Here is a 15,706-nt window from a genome sequence, read left to right on the forward strand (position 1 = left end):
GTGATACCCCCCTGTTTTTTTAAACCCCTCTTTTATTTCCCCAAATATACACATGAAGCTGCGGAAGAACTCTTACATTCTTCATTTCGTTATCAATCATCACTTTTTCAACCAGCGATTCATACTTATCAACCAAGGAAACCATGAGCTTCTGACGGTTTTCGGTAACAATATCGTCATTCCCAACCTGTAGAAAAAAAGTCAGTGCAGGATATCGTTTATGGACCATTTTGGCGTATTCATAATCACTATCATCAAAAATAACAATCTTCAGGCTTCCATTCTGTATTGCGCCTGCTTCAGCCAATCGATCGACAATTTTATCCAGGACTTGAAAATCAGTTTCCATCCCTGAACTAGGCGGTTTTGGCGACAGGGTCAGCGCATGAATATCCAGGAACCAATCCTGCCACTTGCTACCCTGGGTTTCCAGGCATATCTTGATATTTTTTTCCTTAAGCAAATGAACAAGACTCGACATGTTTTTCAGTAATGCTGGATTACCTCCTGAAATCGTAATATATGAAAACCCCACTCCTCCTAATGATGTCAGCTCATTCCAAATTTCCGTTGCATCCATTTGCCTGATTAAATCTTTTCCGGACCCATCCCATGTAAATGCTGAATCACACCAGGCACATGAATAGTCACACCCTGCGGTACGAACAAACATTGTCTTTTGGCCAACAACCATTCCCTCACCCTGGATGGTCGGCCCGAAAATTTCCATTACGGGAATCTTACTCAATCTCCATCCACTCCCGTCTTGCTTCTGCATAGCTTGTAGAAGTTTCATAGAGTCTGACGAATTCAACTCTTACTCCGTCATATAAGTGTTTTCTGTTTGCAACGGCTTCAGCCATATGTTCATAAATCCAGACAACCATATTTTCAGCCGTCGTATTCATCGGTGGCAACGTTTCATTCAAATATCTGTGGTCAAGGTATATCTCTATTTCTGACTTCCAAATATCCTTTATATCTCCGAAATCAATCATAAGGCCACGGGCATCAACAAAACCACTCAGACCGAAAATGACTCTATACGTATGTCCGTGCAGATTTTTGCATTTCCCTTCATATTCATGAAGATGATGGGCGGCATCAAAGGTGAATTCCTTGCTGACAAGGACACGTTTTGAGTGATATTTTAACTGCTCTCTCTTAATATCTTCATCTATTTTTTGAAGCTGGTCGACAATACGGAAATCGTACATCATGACTCAGCTCCTTCCAGGAACTCGTCAAGACCTTTTTTGCGTAACTTGCAGGCTGGGCAAATGCCACAACCGTCCGCTATGATGCCGTTATAGCATGTCAATGTCTTCGTCCTCACAAATTCTAAGGCATCTAGCTCATCGGCCAGCTTCCAGGTTTCTGCTTTATTCAGCCACATAAGAGGGGTATGGATGACAAAGTTTTCGTCCATTGAAAGATTAAGAGTAACGTTCAAGGATTTTATGAAAACATCCCGGCAATCAGGGTAGCCGCTGAAGTCCGTTTCACAAACACCGGTTACGATGTGTTTTGCGTTGACTTGTCTCGCCAGAACTCCAGCAAATGATAAAAACAATAAGTTCCTTCCTGGAACAAACGTGGATGGCAACTCCCCGTCCTCTCCATCTTTCACTTCAATTTCGTTCCGGGTCAATGCGTTTGGTGCTAATTGGTTCAGCAGGCCCATATCGAGGATATGATGCTTGATTCCAAGCTCAGCTGCAATGTCCTTTGCACAGTCGATTTCTGTCCTGTGACGCTGGTTGTAATCAAATGTTACTGCTTCAACTTCTTTAAATTCCTTTAGAGCCCAAAACAGGCATGTTGTACTATCCTGCCCGCCACTGAAAACGACAACAGCTTTCTCGTTTTTCATGAAAAATTCTCCTTTACAACGAAAAAACAGTACCACTAAGACAGCAGTACTGTTTTCCCTTAGTTTTTTTGAGAGGGTAGCTAGAACCTCTTCCGTAAAGACGGAATATGTAATTTTGACTTATTCATTTTATCACACATTTTATAAAAGGAAAGCTTAATTTATTCCATCATTTTTTCGTTTTTACCAGGTGCTCTTGCCGGAATCGGAGAGCTGACCACTTTTGATCGATGGAAACATTGCTGACTGCTCTATAGTTAGATCGTTCACTTACGAGCGCAAAAAGTGAGTCACGGTTGATATCAGTTTGAACTTTCGAACTCTTCTTCGGGAAGGCAATCCAGAAAACTGCATCTTCCTTCAAAGCTTCCAATGCTTTTGGCAACCAGCTTCTTATTTCATCACTATTGTTCACAAATAATAGTAAGAACTCATTTTTATCATTCTGCTGTTCCCCTTCCACCCCTAAGCGGAATCCATCAGGTGCATTCAATACTAATGCATTGCCTTCTTTAAATCGCAGTTTTTTAACTATTTCATCCATAAAGAACATCCTTTCAGTTTCAACTGATCATTGCCTTAATGATAATTTTTTATAGTGTTAAGAACAATCGACTTGGCATCATTCTAATTGTTAGCACCTCCTCTCCGTACATGAATACAGTGAATGTAGAGGTGATGAATCTTGCCGGAGTGGATTGTGATTTTTTACCCATTAAATTTTTTATCTGCATATGTTCTATATATTTATTTGTACAATCGAAGAACGCGTATTGATTTTCACCTGGCCAGGAATATTACAATGGGGGCACCCGCCGGATTAGCGCTGGGAACAGGGCTGATTTTTATCAATTTATATCCGTCACTCTTCCTTGAGGCCGCTTTGCTTTCGGTGATTATTGGAGGTTTATCAGGGATTCTGTTTGGCAATCTATTTAACTACAAAACAATATTGACCGGATATCTAATCGGTGTGATCATGGGAATCATGGCGCCAATGGCAGGTATTGCCGCTTCTGAAGAGATTTTGTTCCTTCTCATGATTGAGATCGTCATCATCAGCTGTTTTTGCCTGGCAGCCTTCAGGATTTACAAAGCTTAAATTCCAGGTTTTCGAAAAGCTTGTTCTTTAATAACGATGGATTCTGAACAGCTTTTCTATTTACTCCTTTAATAAGGCTGAGAATTAGCAATCAACAGCAGCCAATTTCTTGGCTGCTGTTTCATTTAATAGAAAAACCGTCAAACAATCTGCCACCATATTCCTCTAAAACTTCCTCCGCCAATTTTATGACCGTTTGCTTGGTTCCCGTTTTGTAATAGGCTTCGAACGCTCCAATAAATCTACCAGCAAATTCAGGATCAAATCTCGTTAATTCCCTCACGACCCATTTTGATTTGCCAATCCATCGTTTGTTGGTCCTTAAAACAAATTCATGAAGCTGGTCAGCCAATTCATTGGCAATGAAGATTTCCTCCGCCTTATTATTTGATCCGATGAAATCATCCAGAGTATCAGTGATGAAATATCTTTTGAACTCGATCTCTTTTTGCGTCCATTCAGCAGGACCTTCTTCAATGATACTTTTCGCTTCATCCATTATATCTGCCAGGAAATCACTATTCCTGATGACCACCCCCTCAGCAACCATTCTTGGCAAACTGGGTCTCGCTCTGCCAACATCGCTTTTGAAAAACTGTCTGCAAGTATGTAGATTGTGGACAAATACTTCAACCGGCCATCCACAAAATATCAGTGACTCTCTATAAGCAGAGGGAATGTCTTTCTTAAAGACCACTATATCCAAATCGGAGGTTTCAGTTGCTTCCCCCCTGATTACACTCCCTGCCAGAAGCGCTGCGTCACAATCAGGAAAACGTTCCTCAACAAACATCTTCGCTGCAGCAACCGGAGAAGGTTCCTTTTTCCCTTTGATAACAATCCCCCCCTCGTAAAATAAAGTATAACGGTATTATATCTAAAATTCGGAATTCGTCGACACTTTTATGAATGTTTTAACTAGTTAACCCAGTGGTATCCTACAATATATTAATAGTGGGATCAGGAGGATTTTAATTATGGCTATTTCATTAACAAAATGGATGCTGCCTGCTGGATTAGCAGTTATCCTGATTTCAGGATGCAGCAATGATGATGCAAAACAGGGAGCGAAACAATTAGAAGAAGAAACAAAAAATGCCACGGAAGCAACCGAGGAAAAGTCAAAAGAAGTCGTAGAAAAAGTAAAAGAAGCAACACCTGGCATCATCCAGAACATGAAGGATACCTACAAGGAAAGTGAACAGGAAGTGAAGGATAACACCCTGCAACCCGGTGATACGGCCACTGTCCAAAAAGATGCCTATTTAGCCCTTTCTGAAGAAGCTTATGATGAACTTTATAATTTGATTGAAATGAATGATGCAGAAGGAGTGGACAAGATCGTAAAAGAAGAAGATGTCAAGGAAATCCAGCAAGGCAGTGAAGCAGAAATCATGGAGAGAGAAATCAGGAGAATCAAGGTAAAAATGAAGGATTCAGGTGAAGAGGGTTATCTGCCGACAAATTTGCTTGAACCAGTAAAATAATAAATTTAAGACCCTGGATATTTCAGGGTCTTAATTTTTTCATTGTTATTTTCCTAAAAATGTATCAGGCATGACAACAGCCACTACTTCTCCTCTTGCGCAAAGTGTTTCCCCAGCATATACTTCGGTTTCAACACGATATTTCTTAGGGTGGATCTCATGAACAGTTCCAATTGCTTTCAGTTCAATCCCATGGGGAGTCGGCTTAAGGAAATCCACATGCAGTGAAGCCGTTACAAACCTTGGAGGTTCTGCCCCATCTCCTGGTTCGTGTCCGTTTTTCCGATGTAAATAAAGCGCGGCTGAACCTGTTCCATGGCAATCCACTAGTGAACCTACTAACCCGCCATATACGAAACCTGGCAATGCCGTATGTTCTTTTTTAGGTTTGTACAATGTGATTGTTTGTTCATCACTCCAACCTGTCCTGAAGTGATGGCCATGTTCGTTCATCCTTCCGCAGCCATAACACCATGCGAAATCCTCTGGGTATTCATCCTGAATCGCGTTCATCAGTTTGTCTTCCAATTTGCTTCCTCCTTCTCAATCCCTAGTCAGTTATACTTTCTCTATTTAATGTAAAATCCCTTTAAAAATTAAGGATTCAGCCAAAAGCAATCATTTTGCCAAACACTTGGTTTAAGGGTTCAACCTGTACACTAAAATTCTCTCGTTTGGGTTCGGATCAGGCAATTTATATTCCTCTACAAGTTCAAATGGTGTTTGCGATTCCAAATAAAAAATATAATCTTCTGATGGAAAATATAGAATCAAATCCATTTCCCTTGGTTTACTTTCAAATGAAAACAAGATATTATTGACCACCTTCATCATGATCTGCACGGTAAAGGGATTAAAGAAATAAAATTTATTTTCATCCGGTCGTATTTCATACTCCTCTGCCAGAATGCAGTGAAAATGGATGGAGTCCGCTCTGTTCCGATGTTTCTTCAGATAGTCTTGTTTATTTTCAAGCGCTTCGAAATAGAAGATTTCATTCATTTCGATTCCAGTGACATTTGTATTGAAATGATGATTTAGATAAAAATTCAAACGTCCCTTTCCACAGCCAAAGTCGACTAACCTATCATTACGGCTCAAAACATACTCCTGAAAAAATAATTCAAGCGCCCTGTATGGTGTTGGCTCATACCTGTGGTAATGCAAGGATGGCATGAACCCTTTCTGCTGACCGGCTGTTTTAACATTCAGCATTCTATCAAACTGCTGCTCATTCATATGCTTGTTCTCCTATCTACTTGGCAATGCACATTCATTAAGGATGTTTTCACTTTGATTGTTGTTTTTCGAACACCACATTTTTCAGCAATCATATTACAACTCTTTCATTTCCCTGACTCTTTAGGTAAAATTACCATATTGTGCAATCATATTCAGATACATACAGTTTAACTTAAAGAACATGAATCAACATTATTTTTCTTCATATATAGCTGGAGGCAACGAATGTATAAAAAAAGAATCAGTAAATCGAGCAGTGGTTGTCGGGAATGGCATTGCAGGCAAACTGACTGCCAGAGTTCTATCGGAGTTTTTTGACGAAGTCATTGTAATCAAAAAAGATAAGGACTGTGAGGATTCATCCATCATCAAGCGATTTTGAGTATCGCAGAAAAGATTCTCTGTCAGCAGGAACTTCTTCCGAACCATAACCGATCAGAGTTACGAGCATTTGATTTCCCTCCAATGACGAAATCGTCCCTCCGCGGTTTTGTAACGGCTTATTGGTTGTTGGTGATGCCTTTTGCCGTGTAGATCCAGTCTTCGCTCAGGGAATGAGCCTCGCTGCAATGGAGGCTATAGCATTACGGGGATTATTATCTAAACGCCTTTCAAAAAAAGACCTAACAAAGAAGTTTCATAGAAAGATAAGCAGGATTAACGATATGCCCTGGCTGATCACCTTAACAGAAGATTTTCGTTTCAGCACAACGAGCGGCCCAAAACCTGCTGGCCTCCGTTTATTGCAATGGTTTGTCAAAAAGGTCTCCCTGGCTTGTTCCCATGATGAAAAAGTTTACGCACAGTTCATCAGGGTGCTGCACCTAACCTCTCATCCTTTCAGCTTGGCAAATCCAAGTCTGCTCGCAAGGATTTTTCGTTCCGCAGGATTTAAACCCAGACAATAGCGATATTCGGGGTTTAATTTTTAAAATTCATTTGTTTTTCACATGAATATTACGGATAACAAATAAAATGAAATAAGAACAATTATTTTTTTAAATATAGCAGGATTTCCCAAGCCCCCAATGTCCATTTGTGTCGCAATCTGTGTTATGCTTTATATTAGAAAGAATTTTGGGCTATCCGACTTTTCTTAGTCACCCCCCCTTTAAGGAAGGAGTGCTAGAAATGGAACAAATAAGTGTTTTCATGGATGACTATCGTAAAGCACCAGAGGGTTATGTTTTGGCGGAAACAATTGATGAATGTCTGTATCTACTTAAGAATTATGATATTGACCATCTTTCCCTGGACCATGACCTGACAAGCAAAATAAGAAACGGTACAATGCTTGTGGAAATTATGATTCAAAAACAGCTGTATGCCAATCGAATCACGATTCATTCCGCAAACTCATATTTCGGAAAGGCCATGTACCGTAATTTAAAGCAAGCTCAATTAGATTGTCTGATGCCCCAGGCAGTAAATATTTATTTACGTCCTATGCCCCTGCATTATTAATGCATATCACTTGATATTACATTCCCATTCCTTAAGTGCAGAATCCCTGACACCTCTTGCTTACAACCAAATCAGCCACTTTTGTTTTTATGCTGGCTCTTTTCTCATTTATTATAGATTCTATTATCCTAGTACTTGGAGATTCCGGGTTATGCTCGAATATGCGGAAATATTCGCGTGTACCCTTGATCGTTTTTTTACTCTCGGTGAAAAAGCACCAAGTGGAACAAAAGTTACCATGTACCCTGCATTTGTTTTGTGCCTCAATCCAAGATCTCTATCCTGAACCCTGATTGAGAGCAATTGCCTGCTGGTGGAGCTTAAACATGAGCTGCAAAAATAACCAAAGAGCAAGGTGTACATATTGCTCTTTGGTTATTTGTTATAAAAATTTGCATTCGCAATTCACTTCATCATATGTTCATTGATACCAAATTGCTTGTCCTTAATATATCTCGAACTCAAGATGTTTTTATTTTATATATGTAGGAAGCTGCATAGGAATAACCATCATGGATTTTGATTGGCACCAATTAAAGCGTATCGAACGACAGGATATAAGCACTTACCGTTGCCGCAATGATAATCAGTATAGCTGCAAACCAAAAACGAAGATCTATTGTTAATAATGTTATAGTTATCGATAGCCACATCAGGCTTATGCTTAATATTTTGTTCTTCAGTGTGATTCCGTTTTTCTCTCGGAAATCCTTAATATACCCGCCCAGCCATTTATTCGCAATCAATTTTTGGTATAGTTTATCAGACGCTTTTACATAACAGGCTGCACCTAACAGAATCAGCGGTGTGGTAGGCAAAAGAGGAACCACGATTCCAATCACTCCCAATACAATAGAGAGCGACCCAATGATGATCAAAATGACTTTTACTGCGATGTTCATCGTTCTTCCTCCTTTCAGTCAGCCGCTACTCGAACTGGCTGACATGAATGCCTGCTTCTATGTAACTGATGATTACCTTCCAGCCTTGTTATGCAAAAAAGCAATTAAATGACTCTTCCATTTCCCTACCCCCAATAACCAATGACAAAATTATCCTCTATCATCCTGTTTAATTCAATACCTATCAAGGCAATAACTAAATAAAAAGCTGCTCCAATTGGAACAGCTTGATTATTTCAGAGTTATAGAATGTCTGGTGTAATACTGGCCGTATCTATAGTAAAACTCCACGTGTGCTTCCTGGCCTTCGATCGTGAAGAAATAAATGGTATTGGTCGGCTCTGCCTTTTTTTCATAGCCAATGCCCTGATCGGCCGCAAATTCTTCCAAAAAGGTTTCCAGCTCTTTTTTCTTTATGGTTGTTGGTGTCTCAGAAACAATCATTTTCTTATCTGTTATAAATTTCTCAATACATGAGATTAATTCTTTTTTACTCATTTTCATTATGTTGAAAAATCATCCCTTTTCGATCGAATTTTATCCAATATATGACAATAAAAAAAGTCAGAAAAGGAGTAATCATATTAATCCTTTTCTGACTTATGTTCTGGTTCAATGCCCATTCATTACAATCAGAAGTAATTCCATTTTATTTTTTCATTTTCAATAATAAAAGTATACATTTAAGTAAGATTAAGAGTTTTAATCATTACCCTAATGAGTATAGTAACATTTTATCTGTCATAATTCAAGGTATTCTTTAATTATGGCTTCAGAATAAATAATGTATAGCTCTTATCCTGATCGAAATTCCAGTCTACAAAATAATCGGTAATCCTTGCATTGAGATATTTCTCATAAGAATCCCGATGTTCATTGATTGCCTTCTTTTCAAGATTCCGCTTTGCGATTTTCAAGGTTTCCGAAAAGCCTAATTGAATGAATTCTTTTTCAAGATTGATGAGAATTCCGTGGCGAACAATGATCAAAGTGCGTTCATTTAACAATTTGCAGTGCGTTTCTTCTGGCGTCTTTTGTATTTCCTTGCTGAGTTCGACCGTCTCATTTTCGACCAGGTCTTTATTTTTAAAGCATCCGAACTTATAAGGGCGTTCATTTTTAAAAATGAACAGGAACATTCCCGACTTTTCTTCCAAATTCCAGTCATAATAAAATTCTTTTATCTCGTCTTTCGTATTCATCTCGATGTATGACTTTATTTGTTCTTCTAGCGTTTCCATCATTAAGTCTCTTGTTTTTTGAACATAGAGACTTTGTTGATTTGAAATAAGTGTGTCTTCCATTGGGGATAGAAAATTGGTGATATAAATGGATACAAATGGACTGGAAATTGTGCAAAAAACATTGCCAGGTCCGCGCCCGAAATTTTCACGCAATAACCGTCCAATATATCCGCTGATTTCTTTTTCTAATTCTGCAAAATCCATAATCTTCCTCACTATGTAATTTACTCCTCTTTGTTTTTTCCCTGTTCAAGGAGCAATAAAACCAGGAATGAAATCGTTTTTAAATTTAGGATTTAACCGTTGTATTATGTATCTTTTAATTGGTATCCATCGTTATATTTATGAATGGTAATGGGAATAGTATTTCTTGAATGAGAGGGGGTCAAAGCTTGGAAACCATTCATAATCCCATAAAAATGTCAGCAGCGGAGTTATCATTTCTGTGGGCCACTTACTTAAACGATACAATGTCGGTTTGTGTCCTGCATTATTTCTTACAAAATGCTGAAGACCCAGAGATCAAACTATTAACGGAGCATGCTCTTGAACTTTCGCAACAGCATGTAAGCATTATAAAAAGAATGTTCATCAATGAGAATATAACTGTTCCACAAGGTTTTACTGAACATGACGTCAATCTAAAAGCCGAAAGATTGTTCTCTGATATTTTTTATCTGAAGTACATAAAAAACATGGCTGGCGGAGGACTTGCCGGATACAGCAGGATGCTGCCAAACATTTATCGTGAAGATATTAAAAATTTTTACTCCAAAGCACTGACCTCTGCATTGGAACTAGAACGGAAGGCCACTCAAGTTGCCCTTGAAAAAGGATTGGCAATACGGCCGCCATCCATTCCATACCCCCAGAAGGTGGAATTTGTCCATAAACAATCCTTCTTTCTTGAAGGTCTGGGGCGCAGGGGCTCATTATCTGGAACAGAGATTTCCCACCTTCATTTCAATATTGAAACGAACCAATTAGGTGCAAGTATCTCGACAGCCTTTAGCCAAGCTGCGAAAACAAAAAAAGTTAAAAACTATTTCCTAAGGGGAAAGGAAATTGCCATCAAGCACCAGAGGGTTTTCAAGGATTACTTGGAAAAAAACTCGCTCCCTGTTCCGCCCGGATTCGAACAGGAGGTAACATCGTCAGTTGATTCACCATTCTCCGATAAACTGATGATGTTCCATTTTAGCCTTATGATTTATGCCGGAATCGGAAACTATGGAATCGCAATATCAGAGAGCCAAAGGAGTGACCTTGTCATCGATTATTCGCGATTGAATGCTGAAGTCCTTAAATATTCAGAAGACGGAATTAATATAATGGTTGCAAACGAATGGCTTGAGCAGCCTCCGTTATCAGTCGACAGAAAGAACCTGACGAAAAGGCAATCGTTATAACACCCAATTGGGTGTTTTTTCTTTTGGATTGGCTCTTTTTGCAAACTTTGTTGCTATCACCAAATTAATAATTTTTAGGTTTGAAAGTGCCCTTGCATGCACGGAGTAACCCCACTCATCTAAGGGTGTACATTAAATTAATCAGGACTGTTCATATTCAATATCCCATAAATAAATCAGAAGTGATATGGCTCTATTAGAACTGAATTCCACGCCTTCAGAAATAAGCAGTGACTTTTGGGTATGAAACATCTCCTCATCCTGAAAACCAATTTCCCCCTTGGAATTAATGACCCTATGCCACGGCAGCTCATACTTTTCTGACATGGAATGCAGGATGCGGACTACCTGCCTTGCTGCTCCGGGACTTCCAGCAGCTTTTGCTATTTGGCCGTATGTCATTACCTTTCCGCATGGGATATTTTTAATGATTTCAATCACATTCTTTGTAAACTGTGTCATGCTTCACACATCCTTCACCACCACTATACCATTAAAAACCCTGGCATAGGGCCAGGGTTCACTTAAACGGAATATGATTTGAATTTTTTGATGATTGCCCAGCACATCAGTCCCAATAACCAGTAGATCGGGAAGGAATATATGTGTTTCCACGTAAATTCCTTATAAATCCCAAGATGGACCATAAAAGGCTCTGCCAAAAAAGCAAGGAATGCAGATAACAGACCTGTGGCGATGAAGAACTGTTTAAATGAAGTGCTGAACCTTTGATAAACAAGCATGAAAGGAATGATGACAACCCCGACATCGTATGGATACAACTGCGGGTTTAAATATGGAGTCAGCCTGACAGGATAGGTCCACACCATGGCATTACTGCCGATCGAATCCAGAAAGATGGCGGTGACTCCATAAAAAAGGCCAAAAGCAGTATTTTCGATCAGCTTTGTTTTATCCACCTTAAGCCACCAGATTATAGCTGGAACGATGGAAAGAATCACAAGGAACCACCATTCATATGTTAAAAAATTATTTTCGTGCCAATAGGTCCTTAATATCTTATGATATTTTGCTTCGGCATCCAATAATTGCTGCAGCGAGATGGAGCCTAGTACAGTAAGATATTGATGCAATTGGTCACCTGCAGCATAAATAATGGAAGAAAGCATAAAATCACACCCTTTGTAGATAGAGTGTGATTTTATCCCCTATTATATGTAAGCAGTTACCCTCGTTGCTTAATTTCTTTATAGACCTTGATCAACCTGTCGGGATTTGCATGGGTAAAAAAGGAATATACGCCACTGGTTGTATGGAGATAAAGGAATCCTTTCATTCCTGACATATTCTTAAAAGTAATATCCAGTACATCCCGTAGATGGAAAACATCAGAAGCTGTTGTAATCCGATCATGATACATTGTGATGAATTGTTCATCTTCTTCATAAATTTGCTCATTATCCTCTATTCTTCTATTCACTTTCAGGTATCCATGTGAACAAAGCATCTACAGCTTCCTCCTTTCAAGTTTCCTTTCCCTGCCTATTTATTTTACGCATGTTGATTAAGAATGACTAATATATTTAACAATATTAACAAGGCTTCATAGAAAAGGGAGGATTTTTTTGAAGTGCATTGGCGAATTTTTGGAACACGATAAGTACAATGCCTATGGGAGAATCGCAATCATCGAAAATAAGGAGGCCATTTTGAATGTATTTGGCTTCAAAAATGGTAAGTGGCTTGATTTATGGGATATTGACCCCCGGGTTTTGACCCTCTTTTATCGATCTTATGAAGAGGAGTTGGATTGGTTCATCGTTGTATATGACTATCCCGCTTTCTGCATTGACAATGACGTAAAAGAAGCCATCATTTGGCATGAAATCGGACATATAGACCATCCCGTCCCGCAACAGCAAATCAGCATCGATAGTGAAATCCATTGCGACAGCCTTGCAATCAAAAACGGCCACAAAGAAGGCATCCGAAAAATCCTGAATCTTACGATGAAGATGGCAAAGACCCTTAATCATGAAATTTTAACGCAAATGACCCTTGAAAGGCAAATGAAATTGCCAGTTTGACTCCTTGCGCCATTATTGACGTCCTTAAATAAACAGAAGAGACCCGCCTGCCGGCGGGTCTTCTTGTCAACCAGTATTCCTTAAACCAGCTGCAACACCGCTGATTGTCAGTAAAACCTGGGTCAATAATTCATCATCAGGATCTTCATCTTTACGAAGCTCCTTAATCAATTCCACTTGAATGAAGTTCAGCGGATCAACATAAGGGTTTCGCCTATGCACGGAGTCTTTGATATTCGGTGTATTGTCAAGCAGTTCTTCATCCTCTGAGATTTGCAGAAGGATGTTCCTTGTCCGTTCATATTCCTCAAGGATATTGCTGAAGATACGGTCGGCAATGGCTTTGTCCTCCACCAGGGATGTATATTCCTGGGCCGTGGTGATATCTGCTTTCATTAAAGCCATTTGCAGATTATCAACAGTACTGCGGAAGAATGGCCATTCCGCGTACATTTCCTGCAACAGCTTAAGATTTTCCGGACTTTCCTGTGCAAAGCTCTGCAAGCCTGATCCAGCTGCATACCATGCCGGGAAGAGTTGTCTGCTCTGAGTCCAGGCAAATACCCATGGAATAGCACGCAAGTTTTCGAACTTGCTGCTGTTCTTACGGCTCATTGGCCGTGATCCAATGTTAAGCTCTGCAAGTTCTTTAAGCGGGGTCGCCTGATTGAAGTACGCCAGGAAGTCTGGATCCTCAAATACCAGGGTTTGATATTTCTTTAACGAAACAGCAGAAATTTGTTCAATCGCATCTACCCATCTGTTATCGCGGAGATGCCCCTGTTCCGATTCCTTCAACACATTGGCTGCAGCTTTCATCATTGTCGATGTGGCCTGCTCAAGACTTCTATATGCGATATCCTTCAGAAGGTAACGGGATGAAAGAACTTCACCTTGTTCGGTGATCTTTACGCCCTGGCCAAGTGTTTCGACTGGCTGTGACAGAAGGCTTCTGTGCAAAGGGCCACCTCCTCGGCCTAGTGATCCGCCTCTACCATGGAAAAACTTGAGTGAGATTTGGTATCTTTTAGCCATTTCATTGATTTCCAGCTGGGCTTTGTAAAGTTTCCAGTTTGCCGTCAAAGTTCCGCCATCCTTGCTTCCATCTGAGTATCCCAGCATGATTTCCTGCTGTTCGCCCATTTTCTTTAAGTGGTTGCGATATAATGGCAGATTGAATAATGTTTCCATTATCTCTGGACCGGCTGTCAAATCATCGATTGTTTCAAGAAGCGGAGCGACATTGAGATCCGATTCCAAAGTTCCGTCAGCATGAAGCCTGTAAATACCAGCTTCTTTTGCCAGTAACAGTACTTCAAGCAAATCACTTGCAGATTGCGTCATACTAACAAGATAAACGGAAATCGAACGTTTGCCGAATTCCTTATGTGCCCGCTTGATCATCTGGAATACCTCAATCATTTGCTGTGTATCTTTTGAGTAATCCTCGTGAAGCAGCAGCAATGGCCTTGGATTTTCCAGAAGCTTCACAAGCAGTTCCTGCTTTTCATCTTCAGACAAAGCTGGATAATCCGAAGAGATTCCTACCTTTTTCAATATCTCGGCGATGGCCGCTTCATGTTCCCCACTGTGGTTTCGAATATCAAGCGTTGCAAGGTGGAATCCGAAAAGTTGTACTTGCCTAATCAATTTTTGTAAAGATTTCAGTTCATGATGAACAGGATGATGCTGATAAATGCTTCGTTTTATGACAAGAAGATCCTCGAGCATTTCCTCAGAGGCCTTGTATCCGATATCTGATTTCCCTGCTTCCTTCAGCCTTTGGATAATGACCGCGAACTTCCGGCGGTACACCTCACCTTCAACATTCCACTTTTGATCGTCAGCCAGGTATTTTTCTTCATCCTGCTTTACAGATTCCAGCAGTTCTTCACTAACAGCTGCCCGTGTAGTTGAATGGCTGAATCGTTTCATTAAATCAACCAATACAGCTTTATATTTTTTTAAGACGAGACGTCTTTGCCTTTGCAATGTTTCCCATGTAACTTCCGGTGTGACATTTGGATTTCCATCCCTGTCTCCGCCAATCCAAGATCCAAAGCGGAGGAAATGTGGTACTTTCCAGTCATGATCGGGATAATGGCCTTTTAGGCTTGATTCTACCTCTTGATGGATTTCAGGCAGGACATCGAACAATGTCTGATCAAAATAATAAAGTCCATTCCTGACTTCATCAATGACTGTCGGTTTGCGGTCCCTTAGTTCATCTGTCTGCCACAGGACAGAAACCTCATTGAATAAGCTCTCCTCTACCTTTTCACGCTCCTTTTTGGATAACAGCGGATTATCAAGGCTTTTTAGGATATCTGCAATCCTCTTTTGAATTTCAAGGATTGAACGCTTTGTAGCTTCTGTAGGGTGGGCTGTGATGATCAATTCCAGCGAAATGGTATTGATGACATCTTGAATAATATCTGAGGATATATAATTGTCTTTTAGTGAAAGGATAGCGGCTTCAATTGAACCTGGCTGTGCACTGATTTCTGATTTGAGCAGATAGTCGCGGCGTCTGCGGATCCGGTGATTTTGCTCAGCCGCATTGATTAAATGGAAATACACAGAAAAAGCGCGGATAATATTCTTTCTCATCGGGACAGATAATCCTGCAATTTCTGCCTTTAAGGCAGAGTATGTTTCAGAGTCATTTTGATTTCTGAGTGTTTTGCACATTGCCCTGATCTTCTCTACTTTTTCAAACAATTCCACTCCGCCATGATAGACAAGTATGTCCCCAAGGATGTTCCCAAGCATTTTCACATCCCGGCGCAATGGCAAACTGCTGTCGTTTACTTCAATTCCTGATGTCATTTTGTCACCTTCCTAAAACTTGTGAGAATATTTTAAATATTAATATATCACAAAAGCACCTGCTTTGTGAAATGATAAGCATATTCACATTTACCTGCCAGTTACT

The 15,706-nt window shown here is 40.0% G+C and carries 19 protein-coding genes and 1 riboswitch; of the genes, 5 read left to right on the forward strand and 14 right to left on the reverse strand.

What is annotated here, in order from left to right; genetic code table 11:
• Positions 1–19 precede the first annotated feature (19 nt).
• From queE to ACNAZ4_RS17810, 4 genes are all read right to left on the reverse strand, one after another.
• Entirely contained in the window at positions 20–748 is a 729-nt protein-coding gene (gene queE, locus ACNAZ4_RS17795) for a 7-carboxy-7-deazaguanine synthase QueE (RefSeq protein ID WP_415816572.1), read from the reverse strand.
• Entirely contained in the window at positions 741–1,217 is a 477-nt protein-coding gene (gene queD, locus ACNAZ4_RS17800; protein ID WP_415816793.1) for a 6-carboxytetrahydropterin synthase QueD, read from the reverse strand. The genes queE and queD overlap by 8 nt, the downstream gene beginning before the upstream one ends.
• Positions 1,217–1,873, reverse strand: coding sequence for a 7-cyano-7-deazaguanine synthase QueC (gene queC / locus ACNAZ4_RS17805; protein ID WP_415816574.1), 657 nt, complete (start codon positions 1,871–1,873; stop codon positions 1,217–1,219). Before queC ends, queD begins: the two co-directional genes overlap by 1 nt.
• Positions 1,874–1,926: 53 nt before the next feature.
• Positions 1,927–1,969, reverse strand: a riboswitch (PreQ1 riboswitch).
• Between the two features lie 73 nt (positions 1,970–2,042).
• A complete protein-coding gene (locus ACNAZ4_RS17810) occupies positions 2,043–2,417 on the reverse strand; it encodes a hypothetical protein (protein WP_415816576.1) in 375 nt (124 codons plus the stop codon).
• 258 nt (positions 2,418–2,675) lie between these two features.
• Here ACNAZ4_RS17810 and ACNAZ4_RS17815 point away from each other — a divergent pair, with 258 nt between their 5' ends.
• Positions 2,676–2,975 (forward strand): hypothetical protein, encoded by a 300-nt coding sequence (locus ACNAZ4_RS17815; RefSeq protein ID WP_415816578.1) that lies wholly within the window; start codon positions 2,676–2,678, stop codon positions 2,973–2,975.
• A 121-nt stretch (positions 2,976–3,096) separates the two neighbouring features.
• Here ACNAZ4_RS17815 and ACNAZ4_RS17820 read toward each other — a convergent pair whose 3' ends face one another.
• Positions 3,097–3,768 carry a nucleotidyltransferase domain-containing protein gene (locus ACNAZ4_RS17820; protein ID WP_415816580.1) on the reverse strand — a complete coding sequence of 224 codons (672 nt, stop codon included), beginning with the start codon at positions 3,766–3,768 and terminating at the stop codon, positions 3,097–3,099.
• A 184-nt stretch (positions 3,769–3,952) separates the two neighbouring features.
• Here ACNAZ4_RS17820 and ACNAZ4_RS17825 point away from each other — a divergent pair, with 184 nt between their 5' ends.
• A complete protein-coding gene (locus ACNAZ4_RS17825; protein WP_415816582.1) occupies positions 3,953–4,462 on the forward strand; it encodes a hypothetical protein in 510 nt (169 codons plus the stop codon).
• Between the two features lie 45 nt (positions 4,463–4,507).
• Here ACNAZ4_RS17825 and ACNAZ4_RS17830 read toward each other — a convergent pair whose 3' ends face one another.
• Together ACNAZ4_RS17830 and ACNAZ4_RS17835 are read right to left on the reverse strand one after the other, a co-directional pair.
• A complete protein-coding gene (locus ACNAZ4_RS17830) occupies positions 4,508–4,975 on the reverse strand; it encodes a PaaI family thioesterase (protein ID WP_415816795.1) in 468 nt (155 codons plus the stop codon).
• Positions 4,976–5,101: 126 nt separating this feature from the next.
• Complete coding sequence (locus tag ACNAZ4_RS17835; protein WP_415816584.1) at positions 5,102–5,701, reverse strand: class I SAM-dependent methyltransferase; 600 nt, start codon at positions 5,699–5,701, stop codon at positions 5,102–5,104.
• A 1,134-nt stretch (positions 5,702–6,835) separates the two neighbouring features.
• On the opposite strand from ACNAZ4_RS17835, the gene ACNAZ4_RS17840 reads away from it, so the two are divergent.
• Complete coding sequence (locus tag ACNAZ4_RS17840; protein ID WP_415816586.1) at positions 6,836–7,168, forward strand: cyclic-phosphate processing receiver domain-containing protein; 333 nt, start codon at positions 6,836–6,838, stop codon at positions 7,166–7,168.
• Between the two features lie 533 nt (positions 7,169–7,701).
• Here the strand turns inward: ACNAZ4_RS17840 and ACNAZ4_RS17845 are convergent.
• The 3 genes from ACNAZ4_RS17845 to ACNAZ4_RS17855 all read right to left on the reverse strand — a co-directional run bounded on the left by ACNAZ4_RS17845 (position 7,702) and on the right by ACNAZ4_RS17855 (position 9,530).
• On the reverse strand, positions 7,702–8,070 hold the full coding sequence (locus ACNAZ4_RS17845) for a DUF454 family protein (RefSeq protein ID WP_415816588.1): 369 nt from the start codon (positions 8,068–8,070) through the stop codon (positions 7,702–7,704).
• A 231-nt stretch (positions 8,071–8,301) separates the two neighbouring features.
• Entirely contained in the window at positions 8,302–8,574 is a 273-nt protein-coding gene (locus tag ACNAZ4_RS17850; protein WP_415816590.1) for a hypothetical protein, read from the reverse strand.
• Positions 8,575–8,834: 260 nt separating this feature from the next.
• Positions 8,835–9,530: a Na-translocating system protein MpsC family protein gene (locus ACNAZ4_RS17855; RefSeq protein ID WP_415816592.1), complete on the reverse strand. Its 696-nt coding sequence runs from the start codon at positions 9,528–9,530 to the stop codon at positions 8,835–8,837.
• 176 nt (positions 9,531–9,706) lie between these two features.
• Here ACNAZ4_RS17855 and ACNAZ4_RS17860 point away from each other — a divergent pair, with 176 nt between their 5' ends.
• Positions 9,707–10,723 carry a DUF3231 family protein gene (locus ACNAZ4_RS17860; RefSeq protein ID WP_415816594.1) on the forward strand — a complete coding sequence of 339 codons (1,017 nt, stop codon included), beginning with the start codon at positions 9,707–9,709 and terminating at the stop codon, positions 10,721–10,723.
• A 141-nt stretch (positions 10,724–10,864) separates the two neighbouring features.
• Here ACNAZ4_RS17860 and ACNAZ4_RS17865 read toward each other — a convergent pair whose 3' ends face one another.
• The 3 genes from ACNAZ4_RS17865 to ACNAZ4_RS17875 all read right to left on the reverse strand — a co-directional run bounded on the left by ACNAZ4_RS17865 (position 10,865) and on the right by ACNAZ4_RS17875 (position 12,191).
• Positions 10,865–11,185 carry an MGMT family protein gene (locus ACNAZ4_RS17865; RefSeq protein ID WP_415816596.1) on the reverse strand — a complete coding sequence of 107 codons (321 nt, stop codon included), beginning with the start codon at positions 11,183–11,185 and terminating at the stop codon, positions 10,865–10,867.
• 62 nt (positions 11,186–11,247) lie between these two features.
• Positions 11,248–11,853 carry a CBO0543 family protein gene (locus ACNAZ4_RS17870; protein WP_415816598.1) on the reverse strand — a complete coding sequence of 202 codons (606 nt, stop codon included), beginning with the start codon at positions 11,851–11,853 and terminating at the stop codon, positions 11,248–11,250.
• A 56-nt stretch (positions 11,854–11,909) separates the two neighbouring features.
• A complete protein-coding gene (locus tag ACNAZ4_RS17875) occupies positions 11,910–12,191 on the reverse strand; it encodes a hypothetical protein (protein WP_415816600.1) in 282 nt (93 codons plus the stop codon).
• A gap of 118 nt (positions 12,192–12,309) precedes the next feature.
• On the opposite strand from ACNAZ4_RS17875, the gene ACNAZ4_RS17880 reads away from it, so the two are divergent.
• Positions 12,310–12,771, forward strand: coding sequence for a hypothetical protein (locus tag ACNAZ4_RS17880; RefSeq protein WP_415816602.1), 462 nt, complete (start codon positions 12,310–12,312; stop codon positions 12,769–12,771).
• 66 nt (positions 12,772–12,837) lie between these two features.
• On the opposite strand, the gene ppc is transcribed toward ACNAZ4_RS17880, so the two are convergent.
• The gene (ppc, locus tag ACNAZ4_RS17885) at positions 12,838–15,600 is read right to left on the reverse strand and encodes a phosphoenolpyruvate carboxylase (protein ID WP_415816604.1); all 2,763 of its coding nucleotides are present in this window, start codon (positions 15,598–15,600) and stop codon (positions 12,838–12,840) included.
• Positions 15,601–15,706: the final 106 nt, after the last annotated feature.

This window comes from Mesobacillus thioparans (assembly GCF_965138835.1).
Taxonomy (GTDB): domain Bacteria; phylum Bacillota; class Bacilli; order Bacillales; family Cytobacillaceae; genus Mesobacillus; species Mesobacillus thioparans.

Excerpts from the sequence above, each read along its gene's own strand:
- queD (WP_415816793.1), bottom strand. The coding sequence starts at position 1,217 with ATGTACGATTTCCGTATTGTCGACCAGCTTCAAAAAATAGATGAAGAT.
- queC (WP_415816574.1), bottom strand. The coding sequence starts at position 1,873 with ATGAAAAACGAGAAAGCTGTTGTCGTTTTCAGTGGCGGGCAGGATAGT.
- ACNAZ4_RS17810 (WP_415816576.1), bottom strand. The coding sequence starts at position 2,417 with ATGGATGAAATAGTTAAAAAACTGCGATTTAAAGAAGGCAATGCATTA.
- ACNAZ4_RS17815 (WP_415816578.1), top strand. The coding sequence starts at position 2,676 with ATGGGGGCACCCGCCGGATTAGCGCTGGGAACAGGGCTGATTTTTATC.
- ACNAZ4_RS17820 (WP_415816580.1), bottom strand. The coding sequence starts at position 3,768 with ATGTTTGTTGAGGAACGTTTTCCTGATTGTGACGCAGCGCTTCTGGCA.
- ACNAZ4_RS17825 (WP_415816582.1), top strand. The coding sequence starts at position 3,953 with ATGGCTATTTCATTAACAAAATGGATGCTGCCTGCTGGATTAGCAGTT.
- ACNAZ4_RS17830 (WP_415816795.1), bottom strand. The coding sequence starts at position 4,975 with ATGAACGCGATTCAGGATGAATACCCAGAGGATTTCGCATGGTGTTAT.
- ACNAZ4_RS17835 (WP_415816584.1), bottom strand. The coding sequence starts at position 5,701 with ATGAATGAGCAGCAGTTTGATAGAATGCTGAATGTTAAAACAGCCGGT.
- ACNAZ4_RS17840 (WP_415816586.1), top strand. The coding sequence starts at position 6,836 with ATGGAACAAATAAGTGTTTTCATGGATGACTATCGTAAAGCACCAGAG.
- ACNAZ4_RS17845 (WP_415816588.1), bottom strand. The coding sequence starts at position 8,070 with ATGAACATCGCAGTAAAAGTCATTTTGATCATCATTGGGTCGCTCTCT.
- ACNAZ4_RS17850 (WP_415816590.1), bottom strand. The coding sequence starts at position 8,574 with ATGAAAATGAGTAAAAAAGAATTAATCTCATGTATTGAGAAATTTATA.
- ACNAZ4_RS17865 (WP_415816596.1), bottom strand. The coding sequence starts at position 11,185 with ATGACACAGTTTACAAAGAATGTGATTGAAATCATTAAAAATATCCCA.
- ACNAZ4_RS17870 (WP_415816598.1), bottom strand. The coding sequence starts at position 11,853 with ATGCTTTCTTCCATTATTTATGCTGCAGGTGACCAATTGCATCAATAT.
- ACNAZ4_RS17875 (WP_415816600.1), bottom strand. The coding sequence starts at position 12,191 with ATGCTTTGTTCACATGGATACCTGAAAGTGAATAGAAGAATAGAGGAT.
- ppc (WP_415816604.1), bottom strand. The coding sequence starts at position 15,600 with ATGACATCAGGAATTGAAGTAAACGACAGCAGTTTGCCATTGCGCCGG.